This window comes from Synechocystis sp. LKSZ1, assembly GCF_040436315.1.
Lineage (GTDB): Bacteria > Cyanobacteriota > Cyanobacteriia > Cyanobacteriales > Microcystaceae > Synechocystis.
Window position 1 is genome coordinate 2,927,798 of record NZ_AP031572.1, and the last position, 22,398, is coordinate 2,950,195.

27 protein-coding genes are annotated in these 22,398 nt (G+C 51.6%); 19 read left to right on the forward strand and 8 right to left on the reverse strand.

From position 1 onward, the window contains the following. From ABXS88_RS13285 to ABXS88_RS13295, 3 genes are all read right to left on the reverse strand, one after another. Positions 1-270, reverse strand: a complete 270-nt coding sequence (locus tag ABXS88_RS13285) for a DUF3143 domain-containing protein (protein WP_353672522.1) — start codon at positions 268-270, stop codon at positions 1-3. 38 nt (positions 271-308) lie between these two features. Then, the gene (locus ABXS88_RS13290) at positions 309-1,307 is read right to left on the reverse strand and encodes an NAD(P)/FAD-dependent oxidoreductase (protein WP_353672523.1); all 999 of its coding nucleotides are present in this window, start codon (positions 1,305-1,307) and stop codon (positions 309-311) included. Positions 1,308-1,426: 119 nt separating this feature from the next. After that, the gene (locus ABXS88_RS13295) at positions 1,427-1,996 is read right to left on the reverse strand and encodes a peroxiredoxin (RefSeq protein ID WP_353672524.1); all 570 of its coding nucleotides are present in this window, start codon (positions 1,994-1,996) and stop codon (positions 1,427-1,429) included. Positions 1,997-2,252: 256 nt separating this feature from the next. On the opposite strand from ABXS88_RS13295, the gene ABXS88_RS13300 reads away from it, so the two are divergent. The 10 genes from ABXS88_RS13300 (at position 2,253) to ABXS88_RS13345 (ending at position 10,448) form a co-directional block, all read left to right on the forward strand. Next, positions 2,253-2,684, forward strand: a complete 432-nt coding sequence (locus ABXS88_RS13300; protein WP_353672525.1) for a Fur family transcriptional regulator — start codon at positions 2,253-2,255, stop codon at positions 2,682-2,684. A 274-nt stretch (positions 2,685-2,958) separates the two neighbouring features. Beyond that, positions 2,959-4,197, forward strand: a complete 1,239-nt coding sequence (sigC, locus tag ABXS88_RS13305) for an RNA polymerase sigma factor SigC (protein WP_353672526.1) — start codon at positions 2,959-2,961, stop codon at positions 4,195-4,197. A gap of 237 nt (positions 4,198-4,434) precedes the next feature. Then, positions 4,435-4,878 (forward strand): ATP synthase subunit I, encoded by a 444-nt coding sequence (locus ABXS88_RS13310; RefSeq protein ID WP_353672527.1) that lies wholly within the window; start codon positions 4,435-4,437, stop codon positions 4,876-4,878. 78 nt (positions 4,879-4,956) lie between these two features. After that, complete coding sequence (gene atpB, locus ABXS88_RS13315) at positions 4,957-5,712, forward strand: F0F1 ATP synthase subunit A (RefSeq protein WP_353672528.1); 756 nt, start codon at positions 4,957-4,959, stop codon at positions 5,710-5,712. A gap of 208 nt (positions 5,713-5,920) precedes the next feature. Then, positions 5,921-6,166, forward strand: coding sequence for an ATP synthase F0 subunit C (gene atpE, locus ABXS88_RS13320; protein ID WP_353672529.1), 246 nt, complete (start codon positions 5,921-5,923; stop codon positions 6,164-6,166). 109 nt (positions 6,167-6,275) lie between these two features. After that, a complete protein-coding gene (locus ABXS88_RS13325; protein WP_353672530.1) occupies positions 6,276-6,707 on the forward strand; it encodes a F0F1 ATP synthase subunit B' in 432 nt (143 codons plus the stop codon). 26 nt (positions 6,708-6,733) lie between these two features. Continuing rightward, positions 6,734-7,273 (forward strand): F0F1 ATP synthase subunit B, encoded by a 540-nt coding sequence (locus tag ABXS88_RS13330; protein WP_353672531.1) that lies wholly within the window; start codon positions 6,734-6,736, stop codon positions 7,271-7,273. Continuing rightward, positions 7,273-7,830, forward strand: a complete 558-nt coding sequence (gene atpH / locus ABXS88_RS13335; RefSeq protein WP_353672532.1) for an ATP synthase F1 subunit delta — start codon at positions 7,273-7,275, stop codon at positions 7,828-7,830. The genes ABXS88_RS13330 and atpH overlap by 1 nt, the downstream gene beginning before the upstream one ends. Before the next feature lie 62 nt (positions 7,831-7,892). Then, positions 7,893-9,404, forward strand: coding sequence for a F0F1 ATP synthase subunit alpha (gene atpA / locus ABXS88_RS13340; protein WP_353672533.1), 1,512 nt, complete (start codon positions 7,893-7,895; stop codon positions 9,402-9,404). 99 nt (positions 9,405-9,503) lie between these two features. Continuing rightward, the gene (locus tag ABXS88_RS13345) at positions 9,504-10,448 is read left to right on the forward strand and encodes a F0F1 ATP synthase subunit gamma (protein ID WP_353672534.1); all 945 of its coding nucleotides are present in this window, start codon (positions 9,504-9,506) and stop codon (positions 10,446-10,448) included. 126 nt (positions 10,449-10,574) lie between these two features. Here ABXS88_RS13345 and phoU read toward each other — a convergent pair whose 3' ends face one another. Beyond that, positions 10,575-11,252: a phosphate signaling complex protein PhoU gene (gene phoU, locus ABXS88_RS13350; RefSeq protein ID WP_353672535.1), complete on the reverse strand. Its 678-nt coding sequence runs from the start codon at positions 11,250-11,252 to the stop codon at positions 10,575-10,577. Between the two features lie 382 nt (positions 11,253-11,634). On the opposite strand from phoU, the gene ABXS88_RS13355 reads away from it, so the two are divergent. The 4 genes from ABXS88_RS13355 to ABXS88_RS13370 all read left to right on the forward strand — a co-directional run bounded on the left by ABXS88_RS13355 (position 11,635) and on the right by ABXS88_RS13370 (position 16,172). After that, positions 11,635-12,564, forward strand: a complete 930-nt coding sequence (locus ABXS88_RS13355) for a hypothetical protein (RefSeq protein WP_353672536.1) — start codon at positions 11,635-11,637, stop codon at positions 12,562-12,564. A 47-nt stretch (positions 12,565-12,611) separates the two neighbouring features. Further along, complete coding sequence (locus ABXS88_RS13360) at positions 12,612-13,409, forward strand: ABC transporter permease (RefSeq protein ID WP_353672537.1); 798 nt, start codon at positions 12,612-12,614, stop codon at positions 13,407-13,409. A 110-nt stretch (positions 13,410-13,519) separates the two neighbouring features. After that, positions 13,520-13,702 (forward strand): 30S ribosomal protein S21, encoded by a 183-nt coding sequence (gene rpsU / locus ABXS88_RS13365; protein WP_353672538.1) that lies wholly within the window; start codon positions 13,520-13,522, stop codon positions 13,700-13,702. 130 nt (positions 13,703-13,832) lie between these two features. Next, positions 13,833-16,172, forward strand: coding sequence for a transglycosylase SLT domain-containing protein (locus tag ABXS88_RS13370; RefSeq protein WP_353672539.1), 2,340 nt, complete (start codon positions 13,833-13,835; stop codon positions 16,170-16,172). Here the strand turns inward: ABXS88_RS13370 and ABXS88_RS13375 are convergent. Both ABXS88_RS13375 and ABXS88_RS13380 read right to left on the reverse strand, forming a co-directional pair. Then, positions 16,169-16,477 (reverse strand): DUF3181 family protein, encoded by a 309-nt coding sequence (locus tag ABXS88_RS13375; RefSeq protein WP_353672540.1) that lies wholly within the window; start codon positions 16,475-16,477, stop codon positions 16,169-16,171. The genes ABXS88_RS13370 and ABXS88_RS13375 overlap by 4 nt on opposite strands. After that, positions 16,470-16,721, reverse strand: a complete 252-nt coding sequence (locus tag ABXS88_RS13380) for a hypothetical protein (RefSeq protein ID WP_353672541.1) — start codon at positions 16,719-16,721, stop codon at positions 16,470-16,472. Before ABXS88_RS13380 ends, ABXS88_RS13375 begins: the two co-directional genes overlap by 8 nt. A gap of 144 nt (positions 16,722-16,865) precedes the next feature. Between ABXS88_RS13380 and ABXS88_RS13385 the strand changes: the two genes are divergently transcribed. Continuing rightward, positions 16,866-17,624, forward strand: coding sequence for a nucleotidyltransferase family protein (locus ABXS88_RS13385; protein WP_353672542.1), 759 nt, complete (start codon positions 16,866-16,868; stop codon positions 17,622-17,624). Between the two features lie 9 nt (positions 17,625-17,633). Continuing rightward, positions 17,634-18,614 (forward strand): GHMP kinase, encoded by a 981-nt coding sequence (locus ABXS88_RS13390; protein ID WP_353672543.1) that lies wholly within the window; start codon positions 17,634-17,636, stop codon positions 18,612-18,614. On the opposite strand, the gene ABXS88_RS13395 is transcribed toward ABXS88_RS13390, so the two are convergent. Then, positions 18,601-19,554, reverse strand: a complete 954-nt coding sequence (locus ABXS88_RS13395) for a glycosyltransferase family 2 protein (RefSeq protein ID WP_353672544.1) — start codon at positions 19,552-19,554, stop codon at positions 18,601-18,603. The two genes, ABXS88_RS13390 and ABXS88_RS13395, sit on opposite strands and share 14 nt — an antisense overlap. A gap of 53 nt (positions 19,555-19,607) precedes the next feature. Here ABXS88_RS13395 and ABXS88_RS13400 point away from each other — a divergent pair, with 53 nt between their 5' ends. Beyond that, entirely contained in the window at positions 19,608-20,333 is a 726-nt protein-coding gene (locus ABXS88_RS13400; protein WP_353672545.1) for a riboflavin synthase, read from the forward strand. Positions 20,334-20,378: 45 nt separating this feature from the next. Beyond that, entirely contained in the window at positions 20,379-21,188 is an 810-nt protein-coding gene (locus ABXS88_RS13405; protein ID WP_353672546.1) for an EI24 domain-containing protein, read from the forward strand. Here the strand turns inward: ABXS88_RS13405 and ABXS88_RS13410 are convergent. Continuing rightward, on the reverse strand, positions 21,180-22,016 hold the full coding sequence (locus ABXS88_RS13410) for a tetratricopeptide repeat protein (RefSeq protein ID WP_353672547.1): 837 nt from the start codon (positions 22,014-22,016) through the stop codon (positions 21,180-21,182). The two genes, ABXS88_RS13405 and ABXS88_RS13410, sit on opposite strands and share 9 nt — an antisense overlap. Before the next feature lie 149 nt (positions 22,017-22,165). Between ABXS88_RS13410 and ABXS88_RS13415 the strand changes: the two genes are divergently transcribed. Continuing rightward, positions 22,166-22,393 (forward strand): ferredoxin family protein, encoded by a 228-nt coding sequence (locus tag ABXS88_RS13415; RefSeq protein ID WP_353672548.1) that lies wholly within the window; start codon positions 22,166-22,168, stop codon positions 22,391-22,393. Positions 22,394-22,398: the final 5 nt, after the last annotated feature.

Sequence of the window (22,398 nt, forward strand, 5' to 3'; positions counted from 1 at the left end):
CTAGGGGCCGGCGAGGACTGCTGCTTCAATATCTTCTCGGCTCAAGGAATACTTAAAACTACGGGCAATTTCCCGTTCTGAATTCCGAGGAAAATAGCGCACCGTCACTTCTTCAATGTCGAGGCACAATTCCGCCGTCCATTGGGGAAATTGAATATGCCAACAGTGGGGGGCTTGGGTATCTTTTTCGCCACCGAGGGCCGTTAACCAGCGCTCAATCTGCGGCAAGGGATGATTGTAGAGGGGGGTATCAGCAGGGGGGAGAGTCATAGATAGTAGGAAGTCTCGATAGGGCCAGACAGGACTTGCTAAGCTAGTTTAGCCAAATTTTCTTCCCATTTACGGGGGGCACTGGCCCGACGGATATTACGCCAGATCTGAGTAGCGGCTAGGGTGCCGTCGGCAACAGCGACAGAGACTTGATTAAGGCCTTTCTTGAGGTCTCCCAGGGCAAATAGACGCGGGTGGCTGGTCTGGGCCATGTCATTGGTGACTAAATTTTCCCCGTCCCACTCCAGATTGGGAATGCCTTTGAGGTAATGGTTATGGTAAATAGAGCCCATGTTGATTAGGCCGGTTGTGGCTTCCACCACTTGTCCATCGGCCAATTTGATCCCCTGGAGGTGGTGATTTTCCCCCAAAAATTCCACAATCGGTTGTTCGTAGAGGGGATAGCCATGCTCAGCTAATTTGGCCCTCATGGCATCACCAACAGAGCAGAGGCCATGGGTCAGTACCGAAATGTAGGGGGTAAACCAATTTAGAACAAAGGCGGCGTTAATTTGACCTTCTGTACCGGCGATCAAGACCGCCTTTTGATCCCACATGTCAAAGCCATCGCAGATCATACAAACGTGGAGAGTATAACCTGCGTAATCATAGACATTCTGCATATTTTCTAGCTGGGGCAGATGATCCATAATCCCGGAGGCCGCAATCACGTATTTACCGTGAAAAACGGGATAGATGCTATCGGTTTTACCCACCTTGACCTTAACCGCAAAGGTCTCTCCTTCATCCACCACCTCCTCTACAAAACCCCGTAGGTAGTCTGCCCCCCAATCAAGAGCTTGTTTGGTGGCATGGTTTAAAATATCTCGCCCCGGGGTATCAGGGTCTAGACCAACGTAATTGCGCAGATCCTGCATCCAGAGAGACCGGCCTTTACCTTTCTCAATGACCAAACAGGATAGGCCATAGCGAGCTAGATAGATAGCTGCAGAAAGCCCCCCCATGCCGCCGCCCACCACAATGGCATCATAAACTTGGTCTAGGCGGGTGTGGAGATTTTTGCTAGAGAGTTTCATGGTGGCAGTCTCCTAGGAAAATACGAAGTAGGAACAGTCTAACCCCCTACTCCGATAGCAAGGAGTGGAGGGGGCCAGATTACTGATTAGGGAGATTTCGAGAAACTTCCTAAAGAAAATTAGCCAACAAATTCTTTGCGAGGAGCACAAACGCCGGTGGCGTCTGTTCCTTTGAGGTAAGCCAGCATCGTGTCGGCATCAGATACTTCAAAGGGGTCGGTGGGACAGTTGTCAGCGAAGTCAGGTTCAACAAACATTTTTTCGATCACACCATCGTTGACTAGCATGGAGTAGCGCCAGGAACGCATGCCAAAGCCGAGGTTAGCTTTGTCCACCAGCATCCCCATTTTGCGGGTAAATTCACCGTTACCGTCGGGGAGTAGGAAGACATTTTTGGCCCCAATTTCTTTGCCCCATTTGAACATGACAAAGGCATCGTTCACAGAGACACAGATAATTTGATCAACCCCTAGGGCCTTGAATTCATCGTAGAGTTCTTCGTAGCGGGGCAGGTGATTAGAGGAACAGGTGGGGGTGAAGGCACCGGGTAGGGAGAAGACCACCACTTTCTTACCACCGAAAATTTGCTCCGTGGTTTTGTCTTCCCAACGGTAGGGGTTGGGGCCAGGGACGGATTCGTCGCGGACACGAGTCTTGAAAACCACACTGGGTAGGCGTTCGGGAGTCATAGTTACCTCTTCAGTTAAATGCAGGGTCAAGAATACTTGAGGGGGGGTAGGCGTGAGTTGCCCCACCTGTTAATCAGAATAATTCTGAGTTAGAAATAAGTCAAGTATTTGAATTATCCATTTAAAATAATCTATAAAGCTTAAGAGAGACTTAAGGCCAATGCTAGGATAAAAAAGTTAAGGCATAATAAAAGACCAATTTATCGAGACTCGATGGCGCCTAGGTTGCCATTGTTCAGTTAGGGGAGGTGTCACCATGGCATTGATGACGGCAGAAATTATTCAAACCCTCAAGACAAAAGGTCTGCGGGTAACTCCCCAGCGCTTTTCCGTCTATGCCAATCTCCTGGCACGAGCCGATCATCCTACCGCTGAGCAGATTTTGCTCGACCTGAACCAAAATGGCCCCCAATCTTCCCAGGCGACGGTCTATAGTTCCCTCCAGGCCCTGCAAAAAGCAGGTTTGATCCGAGAAGTCCTACTGGAGTCGGGGGTGAGTCGCTACGATGCCAACATCCAACCCCACCACCATTTCCGTTGTCGTTGTTGTGGTGAGATCCAGGATATTCCCTGGGCTCAACTCCAGGACTTGAACCTGCAATCCCTACAATCAGGCCGACGGGTCGAGGGCTACGAGATCACGATCCATGGGGTTTGTGACGATTGCCATCCGACGGAAAGATTCTAAATTCGGTAGAACCATCGCTTGGTATTGATGAAGTCCCGTCGGTTGTTCTGGGTAGGAGCCTAGCGGATTTTGCTAGAATCTGCGTAGAGACCATCGTGACCGTTAGTTTTTCGATATTCCCGAGATGGAGTACTTTCATCGCCGAGCATCCAGCTATCAACCTAGCTCAACGCGATGGTGATTTTAGTTGGCCCGACTGGGAATACTAAAGATAATGCCCCAGATAATCTAGAACTATTATTAGCGGTGACTCAATCCGTGGGAGAACGCCACCATGCTCGACCCCTTTGACCTCAACTTTGCTGACGATGGTTTTTCTGCTCTACCAGATACGGTTAGGGAAGCAGAGGGGCTTTCTCCCGAAGACGCAGAATTTTTGAGTCTGCAACTTCCCGACCTGGCCTATACGGAAATGATTAGTCGGCAGAAAGCCAGTACGGATCTAGTGAGGCTCTATCTCCAGGATATTGGCCGGATTCCCCTGCTCAAGCGGGAAGAAGAAGTAGCCCTGGCCCAGCAAATTCAGCGCTATCTAGACTTACTGAAACTTCGGGAGCAGGCCCTGGCCCAGCAAAATCCGGCCCTCCAGCGTTTTGTGCAAGTAATTTATTACCACGATGCCCTCCTTTCCCGTTTTGGGCATCGTCCCTCCTTTGAACGCTGGGCCAAGGAAGCCGGTCTGGAGGTGGATGAATTAAAAGAAGTACTGGTGTTGGGGAAGCAGGCCTGGGCTGACCTGGCTAACGTGCCCATTACTACCCTTGAAACCTTACAAAAACAAGGTATTCGGGCCAAGGCGCAAATGATCAAGGCCAATTTGCGGCTAGTGGTTTCCGTGGCCAAAAAATATCAGAATCGCGGCCTAGAACTGCTGGATCTGATCCAAGAGGGAACCCTCGGCCTAGAGCGGGCAGTGGAAAAATTTGACCCGACCAAGGGCTATCGCTTCAGTACCTATTCCTACTGGTGGATTCGCCAGGGCATTACCCGAGCCATTGCCACCCAGGGCCGGATGATTCGTCTACCCGTTCACATCACCGAAAAACTGAATCGCATCAAGCGAGCCCAGCGCAAGATTTCCCAAGATAAGGGCCGCACCGCCACCCTCGATGAAGTGGCCTATGCCCTAGAGATGACCCCCAGCCAAATCCGAGAAGTATTGACCCGAGTGCCGCGCGCCGTTTCCCTAGAGCTAAAAATTGGTCAAGATAAAGATACTGAGCTCCTAGATTTAATTGAGGCGGAAGACCCGTCTCCGGAAGACAACCTCATCCACGAATCCTTGCGACGGGACTTAGAGGAAATTTTGGCGGATTTAACTCCTCGGGAGCAGGAAGTCATTACCTTGCGCTATGGTTTCCAGGATGGCACCGCCTATTCTCTATCCGATATTGGCCGTATTCTCCAGCTTTCACGGGAGCGCGTGCGCCAAATTGAAGCCAAGGCTCTGCAAAAACTACGCCATCCTCGCCGTCGTGACCGGATTCGAGACTACTTCGACAGCTTGGAATAAGTCAAACGACTGAACACTAGCTTACCGACGAATGGCCTCGGCTCGCTTCCTCGCATTGCCAGGCTGAGGTGTTTCACGCCTCTTAACCCTAGACATCATCCCGACCAAGGCCCCACAAAAAATAAAAATTGTGTTACAACGCCGTGATATGATTGCTTCTGGCTTAGGGCGTCGAGGCCTTTCGGCCGAGCCAATTCCTAAGCACAGTTTCTCTGTGTCTGCGTAATAGCGAAAAGCGTGACTCCGCCTATTTCCCCCTCTGACCCTCTCGCTCTGGCAGAGGCCCCTCTCGGTGCCACTGTCGTTGAGACCAGCGTCGATAACGGCATGCGAGAGTTTTACGAGCTTCAGCAACGTTTATTACTCTGGACTCTGGGGGCCAGCATCGTTATTTTTGGCTGTGTCTGGTGGGCCTATGGCCTAGCAATCGCGCTGAATTACTTACTCGGTGCTGGTGGTGGTCTTATCTACCTTAAGCTATTGGCCAGAGATGTTGAACGGATAGGCGTCCAATCAGGAAGAGCAGGCATGAAGGGATTAGCGCTGTTTGCCGGCTTAATCATCATCGCAACTCAGCGAGAAAGTCTTCAAATACTGCCTATTTTCCTGGGATTTCTAACCTATAAAACCGCCATCATCATCTACATGCTCCAAAGCGTTTTCACGCCGACGACAAAGTAGACCATGAGAGGTTCAGGAAGGGTTTAGTTCATGACTAAAATTCCCTTGTCCTAACTGAGTAAATCTAACCGAATAACAATGTTAGCTGGTTTGAGCGTCGTAAATTTGTTTCCTTTTGCCGCCCTAGAAGTGGGTCGGCAGTGGTATTGGGAAATTGGGAATCTTAAATTACACGGGCAGACCTTTGCGACCTCTTGGTTTGTTATCCTACTCTTGGTAATCGCCTCCCTTGCGGCGACGCGAAGCGCTCAACGAGTTCCCAGCGGTATCCAAAACTTAATGGAATATGTGCTAGAATTCCTGCGCGAATTGGCGAGAAACCAGTTAGGAGAAAAAGAGTATCGTCCTTGGTTACCTTTTATTGGAACCCTGTTTCTCTTCATTTTTGTATCGAACTGGTCTGGGGCTCTCTTGCCCTGGAAGCTAATTCATATTCCTGCGGGAGCAGAATTAGCGGCACCGACCAACGATATCAACACCACTGTGGCTCTGGCCTTACTAACTTCTTTGGCATATTTTTATGCTGGGTTAAGTAAGAAAGGATTGGGCTATTTTGCCAACTATGTGCAACCCATTCCCGTCCTCTTACCGATTAAGATTTTAGAAGATTTCACCAAGCCTCTTTCCCTCAGCTTCCGTCTTTTCGGCAACATCTTGGCAGATGAGTTGGTGGTTGCTGTACTGGTACTTCTCGTGCCTTTATTTGTGCCCCTGCCCCTGATGGCCCTAGGATTATTTACCAGTGCCATCCAAGCTTTAGTGTTTGCCACCCTGGCTGGAGCCTATATCCATGAGGCGATTGAGTCGGAAGGTGAACACGAAGAGCATGGGTAAAGATTAAGTCGGAAAACCTGGTGAAAGCAATTGCCCGGAGACGGGCCTGACCCTTTCAGTTCTGGCGATCCGAACTGGCTTGACCTATGCAAATCCTGGGAAGTCGCCGAAGGAAAGCCAAAATCTCTTGTTATTTTGGCCGGGAACGCGCTCCTTTTTATCCGTCCATTTGAACGTTGTCTTTGTTAGTCAAAAGGAAAGAATCATCATGAATCCTACTGTTGCTGCTGCTTCCGTCATTGCTGCTGCCCTCGCTGTTGGCCTGGGTGCCATTGGCCCTGGTATTGGTCAAGGTAACGCCTCCGGTCAAGCCGTTTCTGGGATTGCTCGTCAGCCCGAAGCAGAAGGAAAAATTCGGGGAACCCTGCTCCTGACCTTGGCGTTCATGGAATCCCTGACCATTTACGGTCTGGTGATCGCCCTGGTTCTTCTGTTTGCCAACCCCTTTGCGTAGGGTCTAGTACTACGAGAGGCGTGAGCATTCACGTCTCTTCCCCCCGGCTTCAGTTGAGGCCCACAGGGGGGTGAACGACTGCAAACCCCTGAAATGAATTTGTAAAAAAATGTTTGATTTTGATGCCACTCTGCCCTTCATGGCATTGCAATTCATTGTCTTGGCCTTCGTTTTGAATGCAATCTTCTATAAGCCTTTAAATAAGGTTCTCGATGAGCGAGCAGACTACATTCGCCAAAAAGAAGAAGATGCTCGGGAGCGCCTCGCCAAGGCCAATGAGCTAACCCAGCAGTATGAGCAACAAATCACCGATGCTCGTCGGCAATCCCAGGAAGTGATCGCCAATGCCCAGGTTGAAGCCAAACGACTAGCGGCAGAGAAAATTGCTGTAGCTCAGCAGGAGGCTCAACACCAGAAAGAGGCGGCAGCTCAAGAGATTGAAACCCAACGTCAGTCGGCCCTGAGTTCTTTAGAACGGGAAGTAGACGCGTTGAGCCATCAAATTCTGAGCAAGCTTTTGGGGCCTGAGTTGATCAAGTAACGCTTTTATAGGTTGAGTTATCAATTATGCTGAATACCTTGTTAATTCTAGCAACCGAGGCTCATTCGGCGGCAGAAGGGGGATTTGGTCTCAATCTAGATTTTTTAGAGACCAATCTTTTTAACCTAGCAATCTTGTTAGGAATTGTTGTTTACTATGCACCGAAAACCCTAGGCAAAATCCTAAGCGAGCGACGGACGAAAATTGCCGAAGTGATTCAAGAGGCGGAGGAGCGTCAGCGTAAAGCGGCGGCCCTGCTAACGGAAGAGCAACAGAAGCTGGCTCAGGCCCAGGCTGAGGCGATTCGTATCCGCCAAGTCGCTGACCAAAGGGCCGAGGCTACTAAGGTAGAAATTGCGGCCCAGGCGGAGCAAGACGTACAGCGCTTACGGGAAACGGCGGACAAGGATCTGGGTGCAGAACAAGACCGAGTTATGGCCGAATTAAAGCGTCGAATTGCAGTGTTGGCGGTGGAACGGGCAGAGTCTAGTCTCCGGGGACGCCTCAGCAACAGTGAGCAAGACCGCTTAATTGAACGCAGTGTTGCCCAGTTAGGAGGCCATTAATGAAAGGCGCATTATATAGTAGCGAAATTGCTGAACCCTACGCCCAAGCGCTTATGGCTTTGGCGCAAAATCAGCACTTAACGACCGTTTTTGGTGATAGCATTCGGGATTTACTTGCTTTGCTGGATGAATCTCCTGATTTAGAGGTCGTATTATCTAATCCTGTCGTTAAAGACGACGATAAAAAAGCAATTCTACGCCGAATTTTAGGGGGTCAAGTTAATCCCTACCTCCTCAATTTCATGCTTTTGCTGGTAGATAAACGGCGGATTATTTTCCTGCGAGCTATCTGCCAACAGTATCAAGTATTGCTCCGCAAGCTCACCAATACCGTTTTGGCTGAAGTCGTTTCAGTCTTGAAACTCACCGATAGTCAGCGCCAGACAGTGATCGATAAAGTTAAACAACTGACCGGGGCCAGTGACGTTGAGATACAAACGACTATTGACCCCGATATTTTGGGGGGCGTGATCATCAAAGTCGGCTCCCAAGTCTTCGACTCCAGTTTGAAGGGCCAACTCCGTCGTATCAGCCTGAGTCTAGGCGGTGCAATTTAAGTTTTTCCCTGTCGCCTGGCGACGCTTTAAATTTTCACTCACTCCAACGGAAATAATTGACCATGGTAAGCATCAGACCTGACGAAATCAGTAGCATTATTCGCCAACAGATCGAGTCCTACGATCAAAGTGTCCAAGTTTCTAACGTAGGAACGGTTCTCCAAGTGGGAGACGGCACTGCTCGTATCTATGGGTTAGAGCAGGTAATGTCCCAGGAATTATTGGAATTTGAAGACGGCACCATTGGTATTGCCCTCAACCTTGAAGAAGATAACGTGGGTGCGGTACTCATGGGGGATGGCTTTGGCATCCAAGAAGGAAGCACTGTTAAAGCCACAGGACGAATTGCTCAGATCCCTGTTGGGGAAGCCATGATCGGCCGCGTTGTCGATGCTCTAGCCCGTCCCATTGATGGGAAAGGCCCCATCAACACCAGCGACACCCGCCTGATCGAATCCCCCGCACCGGGGATTGTCTCCCGGAAATCGGTTTGTGAACCGATGCAAACGGGGATTACCGCCATTGATGCCATGATTCCCGTTGGTCGGGGTCAACGCGAGTTGATCATTGGTGACCGAAAAACCGGGAAAACCGCCATTGCCATCGACACCATCATCAATCAGAAATCGGAAGATGTCGTTTGTGTCTATGTCGCCATCGGTCAAAAAGCCTCCACCGTTGCCCAGGTCATTGATACCCTAACGGAAAAAGGCGCCATGGACTACACCATTGTCGTGGCCGCCAACGCCAACGCCCCTGCCACGCTACAGTACCTGGCCCCCTACACCGGTGCGACTTTGGCTGAATATTTCATGTATCAAGGCAAGAGCACCTTGGTAATTTACGATGACCTGTCCAAACAGGCCCAGGCCTATCGTCAAATGTCTCTCCTGCTCCGTCGCCCCCCCGGACGGGAAGCCTATCCTGGGGATGTTTTCTACATCCACTCCCGCTTGCTAGAGCGGGCCGCCAAACTGAGTGATGCCCTCGGCGGTGGTAGTATGACGGCTCTGCCGGTCATTGAAACCCAGGCCGGTGACGTTTCTGCCTACATTCCCACCAACGTGATTTCTATCACCGATGGCCAAATCTTTTTAACCACCGACCTCTTTAACGCTGGCTTCCGGCCTGCGATCAACGCCGGGATTTCCGTAAGCCGAGTCGGCTCTGCTGCTCAAACCAAAGCCATGAAAAAGGTTGCGGGTAAATTGAAGCTGGAACTGGCCCAGTTTGCCGAGCTAGAGGCCTTCTCCCAATTTGCCTCTGACCTGGATGCCACGACCCAGGCCCAACTGGCTCGGGGCCAACGTCTACGTCAACTGCTGAAACAGCCCCAGAATTCTCCCCTGTCGGTGTGGGAACAGGTGGCCGTTACCTACGCGGGCTTGAATGGCTATATCGACACCATTGCCGTGGAAAAAGTCACAGAATTTGCCGCTGGTCTGCGGGAATACCTGAAAACCAATAAACCCAAGTACGTGGAAATCATTACCACGGGCAAAGCCTTAACCGATGAGGCAGAAGCCTTACTCAAGGAAGGCATTAAAGAGTTTACCCAGGCCTTTGCGGGCTAACGTGGGACGGTTCTCGTTGTTTCTTAATCACCCTTGGCTTCTCAAGCTCGGTGGTGATTAAGGAACCTCCCTACAGATTAAATTTTGGTGTAATATCCTATGCCTAACTTAAAAGCGATTCGAGACCGGATTCAATCGGTTAAAAATACAAAAAAAATTACGGAAGCCATGCGCTTGGTGGCGGCGGCCAAAGTGCGTCGAGCCCAGGAACAAGTGATTGCCACCCGGCCTTTTGCTGATGCCCTGGCCCAAGTCCTCTACAATTTGCAAAACCGTCTGGCCTTTGCCGATGCCAGCCTGCCCCTCTTTGAAGAGCGGGAGGTCAAGGCCGTTGCTCTCCTGGTGATCACGGGAGACCGGGGCCTGTGCGGTGGCTACAATACCAACGTTATCCGCCGGGCAGAACAACGGGCCAAGGAATTAACAGCCCAGGGGATTGAAGTGCAGTTTGTGCTGGTGGGCCGTAAAGCGACCCAGTACTTTGAGCGTCGCAAGGCCAAAATTGCCGCTTCCTACATTAACTTAAACCAAATTCCTACCGCGGCGGAGGCGGCAGAAATCGCTGACTCCCTGGTAGCTCTCTTCTTGTCGGCGGCCGTTGACCGGGTGGAATTGATCTACACCCGCTTTGTTTCCTTGATTAGTTCTAAGCCCGTCGTCCAGACCCTGTTTCCCCTAACTACTCAGGGCCTAGAGGTTAAGGATGATGAGATTTTCCGCGTCATTACTCGGGGCGGTAAGTTCCAAGTCGAGCGGGAAAAAGTAGCGGCGGAAGTCAGTAGTTTTCCGCAAGATATGATTTTTGAGCAAGACCCGGTTCAAATCCTGGATGCCCTGTTGCCACTCTATAACACAAATCAACTACTACGAGCCCTCCAAGAATCGGCGGCCAGTGAATTGGCGGCCCGGATGACGGCTATGAGTAATGCCAGTGATAATGCGGGACAACTAATTGGGACACTAACCCTGTCCTATAACAAGGCCCGTCAAGCAGCGATTACCCAAGAACTGCTGGAAGTGGTTGCGGGTTCTAACGCCCTGTAGCACGAGACCTCAAACCTCAAAAAGAGAGCTGGGAAGGAATTCTGCGGCTCTCTTTTCTTTTTTCGGTATTGCGTAATACCCATCCGCCTGCGGTACCTCCCTTTCGCAAGAGGAGGACAGGGCGGTCTAGTTGCGTTTGCCGGTAACGATGTAGGATACCCGCTGGGCAATGTTGGTGGCATGGTCAGCCATTCTTTCCAGATGGCGAATCACCAGAGCCAGTAAAATAATGGGTTCCACCACTCCCTTAATATCCTGCTGATGGGCCAGGGTGTAATAGAGAATTTCATAGCATTGATCAACGGTATCATCCAGATGCTTAACCCGAGGGCCAGCCTGGGCATCTAATTCCGTGAGAGCCACTAAGCTAATGGCCAACATATTTTGGGCATGGCGAGACATGACCGCCACCTGAGGTAGACAGGAAGGGGGGGGGTAGGCCATTAACTTCATCGAAATTTCTGCCAAATCCTTGGCATAATCACCGATACGCTCTAAATCCCGCACCAGTTGCATAAACGCACTCAATACTCGCAAGTCTTGGGCCACAGGAGACTGTAGGGTCAATAGAGTCGAGCATTCGTGCTCAATTTGCCGATAGTAGGTATCAATCTGTTTATCCAGGTTTTTAATGCGGGGAGCGTAGTCTAGCTGCTGTTCAAACAGTGTCTGATGACTGAGACGAAAGGATTCTTCCACCAAGGCCCCCATGCGGAGGACGTCTTGCTCAAGACGCTTGAGGGCCCGTTCAAAATGACTACGTTCGGGATAATGAATTTGGTTAGAAAGAGACACCAGGGGCATAAAAGGGCTTTTACTATAGTGGTAGATAATTAAAACTGAAAATTAAAACGCAAACTGTTCTTAACAAACTAATTTATTAACCTAGAACCTAAGGATTAACTTTTTCCTATGAATTGATTAAGAAATGTTTTAGAAAACCCTTCGATTTTCTGGACTTTTGATAATCAGTTGGCTATAAGCCTCGAAAACAAGACGGAATTGATAGAAGACAATTAATTTTAAAGCCTTGGGGCATTGGCGTTAGATAAATAGTGACTGTTAAAAAATTTTTTACCTGCAATTTATTCTAGCTTGTCTCCTAAGGCCTTGGCGGTCTTAGAAAGATTCCGAAGGAACAGACAAACTTTGCTAGGATAACCCTAGGTGTCGCAACGCAACCACTATGCCAGAAGAAGGAAAACTGTCTAGGTTACAACTCACGAATCAATTATCAGAAACGATTCAAGCCCTCAACAAAATTGTAACTCGGCTAGAACAAGACCAGACAGCGTCTCTCCCTCCGGATTGGCCCCCAGAGCTTGTGACGACCCTACTGAGCACCAGTCAGCAGATGCTCGACTCTTCCCAGGCCCTCCCCCCCCCGGCGGAGCCAGAGGAATTTGGCCCCGAGGAACTCCAAGGTCTAGATCACTTTTTACCCAGCTTTAATCGTTGGCAGAGGGGTTGGCAATCCGTTCTTGGCACAATTCGGCGGTTACTCCCTGCCCCTATCCGTGGCCAGATTTCTGATTGGGGTTTAACTGCGATACTGGTGGTCTTGATCGTTTCAGGGTTGTTAGCATCTGTACTTTTCCTTTCTCGACCAGTATCGGATGTTGGGCCAGCTTCTAGGACACCAACGGACTTGGAACCCCGCTCGCCCGCTTCAGAGTTGATCCTCCCTAGTCCTGCCCCCATTCAGTCGGAACCAGACAATCCTCCAGTTCTAGAGGCTCCGGCTGAACCGGAAGTGGTGGAATTAGCGCCCCCAGAAGAGGCGGCCCTGACCCCAGAACAAAGTTTGCTGGGAATCATTCGTCAGGAGCTGTTTGACCTTACCCAGTCCTATTCTCCGAGCTTAGTTGTTTTGATTCAACCCAATTTTGACACCAGCCACCTGACCCTGACCTTAGGGCCAGCCTGGGATGAATTATCGCCCCAGCGGCAAGCAACCTGGGTCAAGCAAGTGTGGCAAAAAACGCAAAAGTTGTCTTTCCGCAAGTTAACGATCCTCGGGCCGAAAGGCCAGTTGTTGGCCCGGAGTCCCGTGGTCGGCCAGGAAATGCTGATTTTTCGGACAGAGGAATCTTCCCGTCAATCGGGAGAGCCCTAGGGAAATATAATGGGGGGCGACCTTCCGCCCAGATTTTGTGTTAGCCTATGCCTGCTCGTCCCAATCTTCAGCCTAATATCCTCCGGGATGCCCTGACGGTGTTTTGGGGAGAGTGGCTTGACCTCCGGGTAAGACTGGTACAGATTGCGGCTTCGGGCCTGATTTCTCCCTTGATCTATATCTTTGCCTTTGGCCTCGGCCTGGGGAGTGCCCTTGACCAATCGATGAAACCAGCGGCAGGTAATAGTTACCTGGAATTTATTTTGCCGGGGATGGTGGCCCTGTCCTCTATGACCATTAGTTTCGGGGGAACCACTTTTTCCATCTGTGGTGACCGGCTATTTTCTAAAACCTTTGAGGAATTACTCCTGTTACCCGTCCACCCCCTGGCCCTGTACCTCGGTAAAGTCAGTGCAGGAGTTCTGCGGGGGATTATGACCGCCACCTCGATTATTCTGATCGCCGTTCTCTTTACCGGCCGGGTTCTAAGCTTTCTGAATCCCCTGTTTCTTCTGCTGTTGCTCTTGAATTGTGCGGTTTTTGCCGGCTTGGGCGTTCTCGTGGGCCTGCGGGTCAAATCCCTGGAAACCGTTGGCCTGTACAACAACTTTGTGATTGTTCCGATGTCTTTTCTAGGGGCTACTTTCTTCGACCCTGCCACCCTACCCCCGTTACTAAAACCGATCGTTTATCTCCTGCCCTTAACCTATACCAGCATTGGCCTGCGGGCGGCGGCCTATCTGCCCCTCAGTCAGTTTCCTTGGTACGCGATACCCGTCTTGGCGGGGACAGCCCTGGCCCTGGCCGGTCTGGGGGCCTACCAATTTTCCCACCAGCGAGATTGAAACGCCAAAATAAAGTAGGATGGATAGGCTAGGGGTAAATAGACCTCAGTGCCATTGATTCATCATCTGTATCCCGTCATACCCTATAGAGGAGGTTTAAAAATTCAGGAATGACTCAAGTTGTTGTCGGTCAAAATGAACCTATCGAATCCGCGTTACGACGCTTTAAGCGTCAGGTTGCCAAAGCTGGCATCTACACAGATTTCAAGAAGCATCAATTTTTTGAAACCCCCCAGGAAAAACGCAAGCGCAAGGAAGCGACCCGTAGAAGACAGCGCTCCCGCCGTCGCTAAGACCCAAGATTTTGTGCAGACGTTTTAGAATAGGCCCCTTTCTCCGGAGAGGGGTCTGTTAGTGTTTTTGTCGCCCACAAAAGTGATCCCCGCACCGCCATAATAGAAAAACCGGGCTTCGAGAGAGCGCATGATTAAATCACTCCGCCAATATTTCCAGGGACTGCAATCTGCTAAAAACCCAGACCCCATGACCCAGGATGATAGTCTGAACCCGAACTCAGAACGAAACCCTGCCCCCAGGCGCTCAGCGGCGACCCAACCCTTGCCTCCACCAGAACCGGAGCCCCGGCTCTCTAGCTTTCCTCCTCAGCGCTGGGTCTGGATTGCAGGAATTTGCTGTCTCACCCTGGGGGGATTGATCTTGGCTTTACCCAAGGGCGTCGAGCAATTAGAACAGTGGCAACAGGCGGAGCAAATCGAGGCCTACGAACAGGAACAACACCAAGCTTCTACCGTTCTACAGTTAGTTAAGCTTCCCCCACAAAAACGAGCAGCTAAACTTCAGGCCATTGCCGCTCAACCAGAGCCTTCTTTAGAACGGAGTCGGGCCCGTTACCTCTTGGCTGTAGACCTACTAGAGCGCTACGAAGGTGGGCCAGCGGTACAGTGGTTAACTGATTTAGAACTGGATTATCCGGTGATGGCTCCCTATATTTTGCTCAAGCGGGGACGGGGTTACGAACTTTCCAATGAAACGATCAAGGCCCAGGAAAGCTGGCAAGAAATTGTTGAAAAATATCCCGATTCCCCCGTGGCCTTAACAGCCATGACGCTCCTGGGAAAGGCCGACCACCAGTATTGGCAAGCGGCCCTGACTCGTTTTCCTAATGATCCCCGATTGGCAGTGGTTTTGCACCAGCAATTGCAACACCAACCGCAGTCCCTGGATTTGATGCGCCAAATCCTCCAGATCGCACCGGCCCATGCGGCAACGACGGGGGTTCGGGATCAGCTACTCCAACAGCAGGCTAAACAATTGACCCCAGAGGATTGGCAAGCCGTTGGGGATAGTTTTTGGCGCCAGGGCCAGTACGCCAAGGCCATTCCGGCTTATCAACAGGCCGTAGCAACCCCCCAGACCCTTTACCGTTTAGCCCGCTCCCAGCAATTACAGGATCAGAAGGCGGAGGCCATCGCCGGCTATCAAAAACTGATTCAAACCTTCCCCCAGGCCAAGGAAACTGCCCAGGCCCTCCAGCGTCTGGCCCAGTTGAGTGATCCCCCCGAGGCCATTACGTACCTACGGCAACTCCAAAACCAGTTTCCCAAGGAAGCGCCCCAGGCCTTATTAGATGAAGCAGAACTCCTTGCTAAATCCGACCCGATCCACGCCGCCCAGGCCCGCCAGGCCCTGCTCCAACGCTATTCTTCTTCTGATGCTGCCGCTGAACTCCGGTGGCAAATAGCCAGTCACTTCGCGAAAACGGGCAAGATCCAGGAAGCATGGCAGTGGGCCCAACAAATCGCCCAACAAAACCCAGAGAGTAGCTTGGCCCCCAAGGCTATTTTTTGGATTGGCAAATGGGCCCAACAATCAAATCGTCCTAATGATGCCCAGGCCGCCTTTAAGAATGTCCTGGCCCGCTATCCCTATTCCTACTACGCTTGGCGTTCGGCTGCTTTATTGGGTTGGCCTGTGGGGGATTTCCAAAGCGTGCGCTCCCTACAACCGACGGCCGTTTTACCGAATGTTCGTCCTTTACCGCCTGCGGGCTCCAGTCTATTTAAGGAACTTTATCGCCTGGGACAGGATGAAGCCGCTCGGATGGTTTTTGAAGCGGAGGTTAGTCGTCGGCAACATGAACAAAATACCGATGAACCAACTATGGCGGAGGCCTTTACCTTCGGCTTGTTGCAATTAACCCAACGTCAATACCTCAAGGGCATTAATCAAATTCTGAGCCTGCGGGAGGCTGCCGATACGCCCGCTGAAAGAAAAGACTGGCAGGCCCTGCGGCAACAACCCGAATATTGGCAGGCCCTGTTTCCTCTACCCTACCAGGGTCTCATTTTTGAATGGTCTGCCAAACGGAAGTTGAATCCCCTGCTGGTCGGGGCCTTAATCCGTCAAGAATCCCGCTTTGAGAAGGAAATTCGCTCTCCGGTGGGAGCCACGGGCCTCATGCAGGTCATGCCCGATACCGCTAAGTGGATTGCGCCCAAAATCAAGCTTAAAACCTATTCCCTAACCAATCCCAAGGACAATATCAAGCTGGGGACGTGGTACTTAGATCACACCCATGACACCTACGGCAATAATTCGGCCCTAGCCATTGCCAGCTATAACGCCGGGCCGGGTAACGTTGCCAAATGGCTCAAGGAATTACCCAGAGAGGATATCGACGTCTTTATCGAAAGTATTCCCTTTCCAGAAACCAAGGGCTACGTCGAGGCCGTCTTTAGCAATTATTGGAATTACCTGCGAATCTACGACCCCACCACCCAGGCCTTACTCAAAAAGGGCTAAAGGTTGTCTTGGTAATCCGTCAGTAAGGTGAGGAGTCGAGCGACCCCAGAAGCTGGAATCAGTTCGAGGAGAGGTAATTGACGTTTGCCTTCTCCTAAGGTCACGGTCAGGCCGCCCAGAATTTTTTCGAGTTCCCCCTGGTTTAATCGGTCTTCGAGTAGGAGGGGATAGACTTGCTCCGCTAAGGGCGTATGGAGATGGGCCTCGGCCAGGTATAGATGCCATTTGGCCACATCAATGTAGATATTTTCGCCAATTTCGGCCGCCAGGGCCTCGATGGCCGGTGTAGAAGGAGATTTAGCCATTGGATTTCACTGAATAATCTGCGAGGACAGCAATGTAGAGCAGGTGGAGCAGGAGCAGGCCGAACCAGATGCCTGACAAGGGCAAGAGCCAGGGCCAAGTGGCTTGGTTGAGGTTGTGGAAAAACCATAGCCCCGAATTACTCGCGAGGAAGACCGCAACGTGAACCGCAAAGTTCATCCGGTCATCCAGGCGTCGAAAAGCAGGGTCATTACGGTCGGGTTGACGGGGCCAGCGAGGAGGCATAACGCGTTAAACCAGTGGGTGAAGGGATTGCTCCCTTTCATTGTATGGGATTGCCAGACCGCCTCCCGCGAGCGCAAACTTTTTTCACCAGACTGCTCCCAAGGGCGTGATAGACTAACTTACGGATTTTAGGAGTCTTATGCTATGCCGCCGGATCTTGACCAGATTACTGCCGTTGTTCTGTCCGGTGGATTAGGGACTCGTCTGCAAGCCGTCCTGCCCCATTTGCCCAAACCCATGGCTCCCGTTGCGGGACGACCCTTTCTCGGCTGGATCTTGGCTTATCTCCAGCACCAACAGCTCCAGAATGTTATTCTCTCCACGGGTTATCGGGCCGAGGTCATTGCCGCCTATATTGCCGAGCAGGCCCAGCATCCCACGGATTTTCCTGACACTTTAAGCGTTACCTGTGTGGCCGAACCTGAACCCCTCGGAACCGCCGGTGGTTTTATTCAGGCCCTTGGCCCCCATCCCCTAACCCCCCTGGCCTGGTTAGTGCTCAATGGCGATTCTCTGGTGGTCACGGACTATACGGCCCTGGCCCGTTATCTCCAAGATGAAAGGGTTGATGGGGTAATTTTGGGAGTTTCCGTGCCCGATGCCTCCCGTTACGGTTCCCTAGCCACGGATGACCAGGGTTTCCTGACCCAGTTTGCGGAAAAACGGGCCGGCCAGGGCCTAATTAATGCGGGCGTTTACCTTCTGCGGCCCCGGCTAGTGGCCCAATTTCCGGCCCAACGGCCCCTCAGCTTTGAGTACGATGTTTTTCCCCACTTACTGGCCCAAAAGGCCCGCCTGAAGGTGCATGGGGTGACGGCACCTTTCCTCGACATTGGTACCCCAGACACTTTGGCCCAGGCCGAAACCTTTATCCAAACCCATTTTCAATTTCTTTTACCCTAGGCACTGGCCATGTTGATTTCAAGAGCGCCTGTCAGAATTAGCTTTTTCGGGGGGGGTACGGATTATCCCGAATATTTTCTGCACCATGGGGGCGCGGTGCTGGCCACAGCCATTGATAAATTCTCCTACGTTACTGCTAGTCCTTTTTTAAGTCATTTGTTCGATTATTCCATCCGAGTATCCTATCGCAAGGTGGAACTGGTCAAAACCCCCGACGAAATGGAGCACCGGGTTTTTCGAGAATGCCTAAAATTCTGTGGCTTGGAAAAAGATATTGAGTTGCATAATGTGGCCGACCTGCCCGCCTTCACCGGCCTAGGATCTTCTTCGGCCTTTACGGTGTCCCTACTCCAGGCCCTGCATTCCTTCAAGGGAGAATTTGTCCGGCCCCTAGACCTGGCCTACGAGGCCATCTACGTCGAACGACACCTTGTCCAGGATAAAGTCGGCTGTCAAGACCAACTGATGGCGGCCCTGGGGGGCTTTAACCTGGTGGAGTTCAGAACCGAAGAAGATATTATCGTCAATCGCGTTCCCCTTTCTCCCCAGCGCCTAGAGGAATTTGAACAGCATCTCTTTATTGTCTTCACCGGCATTAAACGCAAAGCCGCCAACGTAGTCGAAAAGCAACTGCAGAAGGTTCAGGACAATACAGACACTTTAAAGCTGATGCGGCAGATGGTGGGCCAAGGCTGGGATATTTTGACCAATCAGCAATGTCTTTCCGCTTTTGGGCAATTGCTAGACCAGGCCTGGCAGGCCAAACGCAGTTTAGACCAGGGCATTTCCAATGTTGAAATTGACCGTCTTTATGCTCTCGGCCGTGAGGCCGGGGCCTGGGGAGGAAAACTCTTGGGGGCCGGGGCTGGAGGCTTTTTGCTCTTTTTTGCACCACCGGAAGTTCATCCCCAACTGCAACAGGCCTTTGCCAACCACCAAGTTTTATCGGTGAAAATCAATGCGCCCGGTTCCCAGATTATTTTTTCGTAACCGTCGGCTCAAAGCCCGCCACCTCCGCCAAGGTGTAGAGGGGCCGGCCCTTGACTTCTTCATAGATACGGCCAATGTATTCTCCCAGGATACCAATACAGACCAATTGTACTGAGCCCAGAAACAGAATCGCAATGACAATGGCCGCCAGGCCTGTCAGGGGAGAATGGGGCTGGTGTAGCCGCCAGTAGAGAACGAGAACCACCATGCCCAGGGCCAGGGCCGCGGTGAACAGGCCGAGGTAGGTGGAAAGGCGCAAGGGCACTTTGGAAAAGGAAATCAGACTATTAATGGCTAGGCGCAGGGATTTACGGAACGTATATTTAACCTCACCGGCATAGCGGGCATCCCGCTCGAAGAGAACGGCGGTTTGGGTAAAGCCGACCCAGGAGCGCAGGCCCCGAATGTAGCGATTTTGCTCCGGCATCCGGTTGAGCAGATCCACCACTTGACGATCCATCAGGCAAAAATCCCCAGTATCGGCGGGAATCGTCACATCTGCCAAACGCTGGAGCAGACGATAGAAAAGATAGGCGGTCAATTTTTTAAACCAACTCTCTTGCTTACGCTTGGTGCGTTGGGCATAGACTACTTGATACCCCTGGCGCCATTGGGCAATTAATTCCGGAATTAACTCTGGGGGGTCTTGGAGGTCGGCATCCAGGACGATCACCGCCTGGCCCCGGGCAAAATTGAGTCCCGCTGTGACCGCAATTTGATGGCCAAAATTTCTGGCTAGGCTCAAATAACAAACGCTGGAATCTTGGCGCTGGAGTTCCCGCATCAGTTTTAAGGATTGGTCTCGGCTACCATCATTGACCAGGATGAGTTCCACCGGCTCCCCTAAACTATCCATGACCGCCCGGACACGCGCATAGAGTACATTGATCGTTTCTTCTTCATTAAAAATCGGTACGATCAGCGAATAGGTAGGAGGCACAGCCGTAGTCACGGGTATCAATCAGGCTAAGATGGGCAAGTTACTCCCCCCCAATGTACCGTCTCTTTGTCATCGTGTTTACCGGAATTATCCAGGGCCTTGGTCACGTACATACCCTCAGTCCGCTTTCCCGTAGCCAGGCCACAGCTCGCCTCCAGATTACCCTGCTGGCTCCAATGGCCGAACCGATTTTGGTGGATATGGCCTTGGGGGACAGTATTGCGGTGGATGGCGTCTGTTTAACGGTGGAGGAAAAAACGGAGACGGGCTTTTTAGCCACTGCATCACCGGAAACCCTGCGTCGTACCACCCTGGGCCAAGCAATCCAACGGGGCCAGGCCGTCAATATTGAAAGTTCCCTACGGGCCGGGGGGAAAATTGGTGGCCATTTTGTGACGGGCCATGTAGACGGGGTGGGCAGTCTCCGCCAGATTCAGCAGACGGGCCAAGCCTGGGAACTCACGTTTGGGCCAGCCCAAGGCCTAGAAGACCAATGGCAACAGGCCCTCGCCCGTTATTTGGCCCCCAAGGGGAGTATCGCCGTCAACGGCATTAGTTTAACCCTTGCGGCCCTCGACCCGAAGGGCCAGACCTTCACTGTCGCGGTGATTCCCCATACCTACCAGGAAACCAACTTGCAATTTCTCCAGCCCGGTAGTTGGGTCAACTTGGAAGGGGATATTCTAGCCAAGTATGTGGAGCGGTTACTGACCGGCCAGCCCCCTAACCCGGCTTCCTCGGTTGATCTCGCCTTTTTAGCAGAGCATGGCTATACCTAAGCCCTTGCTTGTATTTTCCCTGTCGCCTATTCCCGAAACGTTCCCATGTCTGACCATCCCCTGACTGGTTTTGGTTTTTTGAGCGGGGCCAGCTATCCCCTCAAGGCCCTGCGTCTGCTGCGCCAGCAACCCCAGTTCTGGAGCTACATTGCGATTCCCCTGCTGCTCAATATCGCCCTGGGCCTGTTTTTATACTGGCAATTTCTTGGTTTGAGCCAGGAGGGCAGTGAATGGTTAGGCATTTACCTGCAAAGGGGTTGGCAAACCTGGGCCAGCCAGTTGCCGGATTTTCTGCAAGGCCTGGGCTTGATCCTGCGGGCCTTGGTGGCCCTGATTCAGTGGACGCTTTACTTTTTTGGCTTGTTGGCGACGGGCTTTATTTTGGCCCAGGTCGGGGTATTGTTGGGCTCTCCCTGGTATGGTCGCCTCTCGGAGCAATTGGAAATTTTGTGTCTGGGCCAATTAACGGTACAGGAGATTGGTCTTGGCCGAGAACTCTGGCGGGCCCTGGCCTTTGAGTTTAAAAAATTAGTGTTAATTCTGGGGATCGGGGGCCTGAGCTTGGGCCTCAATTTTGCGCCAGGCCTGGGAACCCTCTTAGCTAGTGGCTTGGGTATTAGCTTAACCGCGACCCTCACCTGTCTTGATTGCTTCGATCCCCCCCTAGAGCGCCGTCGCCTCTGCTTTCGTCATAAACTTGGCTTAGTGGCCCGTAATCTACCGGCCAGTGCTGGCTTTGGCCTAGTTTGCCTATTTTTAATCAGTATTCCCCTGGTGAATTTAGTCACCCTGCCCCTCTGTGTCAGTGCCGGAACCCTCTTTTGTTGTGAGCGCATTATCCCCCGCCTAAAGTGAGGAATGGCCCTGGGCCTTCAGCAAATTTTCTTGGGCTTGGCTAAATTCTGGAGCTAATTCTAGGGCCTTTTCGTACTCGGTAATCGCCGCTTCCCACTGGCCCTGACGTTGGAGTACAGAGCCTAATCCATAGTGAGCTAGAGCATGAGCACTGATGGGAATTCCTTCCTGATCCGGTTGCGCCAAGGCCTGACGGTAGTAGAGAACGGCCTGGTCAAGCTTGCCTTGTTGGGCCAAGGCATCTCCTAAACTACTATAGGCATAGACGGCTTGGGGGTCTAACTTGATGGCAGTTTGCCAACTTTGGATAGCCTGGGGCAACTGATTTTGATTATAGTACCCCTTGCCTAACCAAATGTAGGAATCGGGATGATTGGGGTATAGCTGAATCATGCGGCGAAAATAAGCCATGCCCTGGTCGATATTGCCCATCGCATAGGAAACTAGACCCATATTGTAAAGAGCATCCCCGTGGGTCGGATCCAAATTGAGGGCTTTCTGATAACTCTGTAGGGCTCCTTCAAAATCCCCCTGCTCTGTTAGGGTAACGGCTAGATCGTAGTGCAAATCGGCCTGCTGAGGATGCTGATGAATCGCTTGCTGATAAACAGCAATGGCTTCCTCGGGACGATTTTGCTGGAGGAGCAGATCGGCTAACTGGAGATAATTATCTAGATTTTGGGGATTATGCTGAATCGCGTTACGGTAAAGACGTTCTTGAGACGGGGGAGTACCGAGGGAAAACGAATCCGATGGCGTGGCAACAGAAGTCGATAGGGGCAGAGCCAGACTTGTTGCGAGAAGGACAGTTAGGATGCCGGGTCGCATGGGATTGGGGAACTATTATCTTGTATTCTAAGCCAGGGCTTTTGTCAGCGACTAGGGGCATTCGCAAATTGTTGTAATTCCCAAGGTTTGCTTAATTTGCTTAAATGGAAGGCGGTCTTATTTTCATTTTTCTATATCCGCCATCGCCCATGCCCCACTCCATTGTCACGGAAACCTGTGAAGGTATCGCCGATTGTGTTGAAGCTTGTCCGGTGGCTTGTATCCATCCCGGCCCAGGTAAAAATAGCAAGGGAACCGACTGGTTCTGGATTGACTTTGCTGTTTGTATTGATTGTGGCATCTGTCTCCAGGTTTGTCCCATTGAAGGGGCGATTTTACCAGAAGAACGGCCTGACCTTCAAAAAACGCCTAGTTAACCCAG

Coding starts and splice junctions, on each gene's coding strand:
- ABXS88_RS13285 (WP_353672522.1), bottom strand. CDS start 270: ATGACTCTCCCCCCTGCTGATACCCCCCTCTACAATCATCCCTTGCCG.
- phoU (WP_353672535.1), bottom strand. CDS start 11,252: ATGCCCCTGGTGTCTCTTTCTAACCAAATTCATTATCCCGAACGTAGT.
- atpA (WP_353672533.1), top strand. CDS start 7,893: ATGGTAAGCATCAGACCTGACGAAATCAGTAGCATTATTCGCCAACAG.
- ABXS88_RS13400 (WP_353672545.1), top strand. CDS start 19,608: ATGTACCGTCTCTTTGTCATCGTGTTTACCGGAATTATCCAGGGCCTT.
- ABXS88_RS13390 (WP_353672543.1), top strand. CDS start 17,634: ATGTTGATTTCAAGAGCGCCTGTCAGAATTAGCTTTTTCGGGGGGGGT.
- ABXS88_RS13380 (WP_353672541.1), bottom strand. CDS start 16,721: ATGCCTCCTCGCTGGCCCCGTCAACCCGACCGTAATGACCCTGCTTTT.
- ABXS88_RS13375 (WP_353672540.1), bottom strand. CDS start 16,477: ATGGCTAAATCTCCTTCTACACCGGCCATCGAGGCCCTGGCGGCCGAA.
- ABXS88_RS13415 (WP_353672548.1), top strand. CDS start 22,166: ATGCCCCACTCCATTGTCACGGAAACCTGTGAAGGTATCGCCGATTGT.
- ABXS88_RS13370 (WP_353672539.1), top strand. CDS start 13,833: ATGATTAAATCACTCCGCCAATATTTCCAGGGACTGCAATCTGCTAAA.
- ABXS88_RS13290 (WP_353672523.1), bottom strand. CDS start 1,307: ATGAAACTCTCTAGCAAAAATCTCCACACCCGCCTAGACCAAGTTTAT.
- ABXS88_RS13330 (WP_353672531.1), top strand. CDS start 6,734: ATGCTGAATACCTTGTTAATTCTAGCAACCGAGGCTCATTCGGCGGCA.
- ABXS88_RS13325 (WP_353672530.1), top strand. CDS start 6,276: ATGTTTGATTTTGATGCCACTCTGCCCTTCATGGCATTGCAATTCATT.
- ABXS88_RS13345 (WP_353672534.1), top strand. CDS start 9,504: ATGCCTAACTTAAAAGCGATTCGAGACCGGATTCAATCGGTTAAAAAT.
- ABXS88_RS13410 (WP_353672547.1), bottom strand. CDS start 22,016: ATGCGACCCGGCATCCTAACTGTCCTTCTCGCAACAAGTCTGGCTCTG.
- sigC (WP_353672526.1), top strand. CDS start 2,959: ATGCTCGACCCCTTTGACCTCAACTTTGCTGACGATGGTTTTTCTGCT.
- ABXS88_RS13300 (WP_353672525.1), top strand. CDS start 2,253: ATGGCATTGATGACGGCAGAAATTATTCAAACCCTCAAGACAAAAGGT.
- ABXS88_RS13405 (WP_353672546.1), top strand. CDS start 20,379: ATGTCTGACCATCCCCTGACTGGTTTTGGTTTTTTGAGCGGGGCCAGC.
- ABXS88_RS13385 (WP_353672542.1), top strand. CDS start 16,866: ATGCCGCCGGATCTTGACCAGATTACTGCCGTTGTTCTGTCCGGTGGA.
- atpE (WP_353672529.1), top strand. CDS start 5,921: ATGAATCCTACTGTTGCTGCTGCTTCCGTCATTGCTGCTGCCCTCGCT.
- ABXS88_RS13355 (WP_353672536.1), top strand. CDS start 11,635: ATGCCAGAAGAAGGAAAACTGTCTAGGTTACAACTCACGAATCAATTA.
- ABXS88_RS13360 (WP_353672537.1), top strand. CDS start 12,612: ATGCCTGCTCGTCCCAATCTTCAGCCTAATATCCTCCGGGATGCCCTG.
- atpH (WP_353672532.1), top strand. CDS start 7,273: ATGAAAGGCGCATTATATAGTAGCGAAATTGCTGAACCCTACGCCCAA.
- rpsU (WP_353672538.1), top strand. CDS start 13,520: ATGACTCAAGTTGTTGTCGGTCAAAATGAACCTATCGAATCCGCGTTA.
- ABXS88_RS13295 (WP_353672524.1), bottom strand. CDS start 1,996: ATGACTCCCGAACGCCTACCCAGTGTGGTTTTCAAGACTCGTGTCCGC.
- atpB (WP_353672528.1), top strand. CDS start 4,957: ATGTTAGCTGGTTTGAGCGTCGTAAATTTGTTTCCTTTTGCCGCCCTA.